Annotated in this window: 2 protein-coding genes; both read right to left on the bottom strand. The window is 42.7% G+C overall.

Features of this window, described 5'->3' with window-relative positions; genetic code table 11:
* Positions 1 to 120 precede the first annotated feature (120 nt).
* Positions 121 to 1,926, bottom strand: coding sequence for a reverse transcriptase/maturase family protein (locus tag H8S64_RS21925; protein WP_186978705.1), 1,806 nt, complete (start codon positions 1,924 to 1,926; stop codon positions 121 to 123).
* Between the two features lie 13 nt (positions 1,927 to 1,939).
* The gene (locus H8S64_RS21920; protein ID WP_137570004.1) at positions 1,940 to 2,194 is read right to left on the bottom strand and encodes a hypothetical protein; all 255 of its coding nucleotides are present in this window, start codon (positions 2,192 to 2,194) and stop codon (positions 1,940 to 1,942) included.
* Positions 2,195 to 2,498 lie beyond the last annotated feature (304 nt).

Here is a 2,498-nt window from a genome sequence, read left to right as displayed (position 1 = left end):
AGTAGGCTCGGTATGGGACGCCTTGTCGTCTTTCGGCGATAGGTTTCCCCATACCTGCCTCCAAACCGAACGTACATGTCTCCATGTATTCGGCTTTCCGTTGGTAATGTCAATTTTCTGTTAAACATAGCTTTGAATCAGTGTATTGCATTTTTCGCATACTGCCAATGTCTTGCGTCCTCTCTTCAGCATCAATCTATTCCACTCCGTATCTGCTTTCAGTTTACAGAGTGTTCTGACATGGTGCATTATCAGTGGCGCTTTATTTCCGCAAAGTTCGCACACACCGTTATTTAGCCTTTCTACAAGCGATGCCTGCGGCAGAAAATATGTATTCGGCATGTGGTCACATTCTGCAAAATCATTGACAGTTTTTCTTCTGAACCCCTCATTGTACAATACCCTGCACTTTTCTTGACCCTTGTTGTCCATATATCGGACAACAAAGTCCTGCCCTTCACGATAACGTTTCCATTCTTTACGCATGGTACTGTTATGTTTGTGTGCAAGAGTTTTAATGCAACTGCGTTTCATGATACCTCCGAAAGTACCTCCGACAGCTGAGATGTTATTGGCTATCGAATAGTAGTTATAGAACCCTCTTATTTCAAGGTTGTATCTGGCTATGATATCCTCCTCTTTCATGCTTGTTAGGAAGCCTCTGGATTCAGCCCACCATATTTCTTTGCCATTGACTTGTTTTATTGCCATAGCATTCATAGCGAGCAGTTTCTCCCTTGCAATTTCAGTAGGGACATGTAGCCTTACATTTCCGTTGAACATTCGATTCGTTCTACCGAGGCTATTCTTTACCTTGCTTTCGGAACGTTGTACATAAATTTCATATCCGAGAAATTTTGCCTTGTCCTGTGCGTTTGTGATTAAGGTCTTTTCCTCAGACAGCTCAAGTTTTAGTTGTTCTTGCATGTACTTTTTGAGGTCTGCCTTTATCGCTTCACAGTCGGCTTTACTGCCGATAACCCCTATAAGGAAGTCGTCAGCATATCTCACGTATTTTAGTCGTCTGTACTGTTCGTCCATGTCATTCCCATACGGGAGTTGTTGCATTTCTGTACGCATGTTTCTGATTTGCGAGATAAGGATTTTCCTTTTCTCCACGTCAGTTTCGGCGTTCAGTTTACGCTTCAGCGAGTTTCTTTTGTTGCAAATACGGTTGTAGGCTGGATTTACCCGTCTCTTGTTACCCTTGTCGAACCTCTTGGCATACTCGTTCATGAACTTATCAAACTTGTCAAGATAGATATTTGCCAGTATTGGACTGATGATTCCACCTTGAGGTGTTCCCGAATAAGTATGATTGAACTGCCAGTGTTCTACATATCCGGCTTTAAGGAACTTTCTAATCAAGCGAATAAAGCGAACATCGTTTATTCTTTCTTCAAGTATGCTTATCAGTACGCTATGGTCTATGTTGTCGAAGAATCCTTTAATGTCTCCCTCGATGAACCATTTAGCCCCGACAAACCTTTTCTGAATGCTTGATAGTGCGGTGTGGCAGCTTTTGAAAGGTCTAAACCCATGTGAGGTGTATTCAAAATACCCTTCATATATGGCTTCAAGTATCATTCTTACCACCTCCTGTACAAGTTTGTCTTCAAAGGAGGGTATGCCCAACGGACGCATTTTACCGTTCTTCTTGGGAATATATACCCTCTTTGCCGGATTAGGTTGATATGTCTCGTTTTTGAGACTTGCTATAAGAGATTCTATTCTTTGAATGCTCATTTGGTCAATGGTCTTGCCGTCAGTGCCAGGTGTCATATTGCCTTGCTTAGTGTAAATACGTTGATAGGCAACATAAAACATCTGTTCATTGAATAGATTTCGATACAGCCTTTCGAACCTGTAGCCCGAAACTTTGCTGTGTTCACATAAATTGTTTAATACTTGCTTTGGATTTCTCATAATGTCTCTCACATTATCCGTTGTTTGTATTAAAATTACCAACTGCTTCCCTTCGCCATGTACAAGGCTTTCCCTTGCTCAGACTACTACGGAAGCTCCGTTGCCATGTCGGGTATTCAGAGTCTTTACCCATAGCCTTTTGGCATCCCGATTTAGGCAATCTCCAGTTAGCACGCATAGTAACTATTGGCACGACAGATTGTCGGATGCGACTTTCGTTCTTTTCTTGCTTATCGCAAGTACGTCGTGGTTGATACCTTTTGCCCATATTCCTAATGCTTTGGAATTGAGTACCACGAGAGGGCGTAGATATAACTGCCTTTCCGCCCACGCCACGCCTTATGCCGCTGAACTATCGTTGAACCAATGCAGGCTTCATCCTTATATCTGTCTTTCCCCCTCACGGAACTGTGTCGCATGACAGTTAGCCGCACATTCCGTTTTACTGAAATGCTGTTTTCACCTTTTGCTTTCGCTCGGGGCTTATTCAGTTGGGAGTAGAACATATTGTATCCTATTCTAATCTCTTGCCACAGAGATATTTACTATGCGACCATTCTGGACGCACGCAT

It is taken from the genome of Butyricimonas hominis, from assembly GCF_014287455.1.
In the GTDB taxonomy this organism is placed as follows: Bacteria; Bacteroidota; Bacteroidia; order Bacteroidales; family Marinifilaceae; genus Butyricimonas; species Butyricimonas muris.
This window is presented reverse-complemented; position numbering and strand designations above follow the sequence as displayed.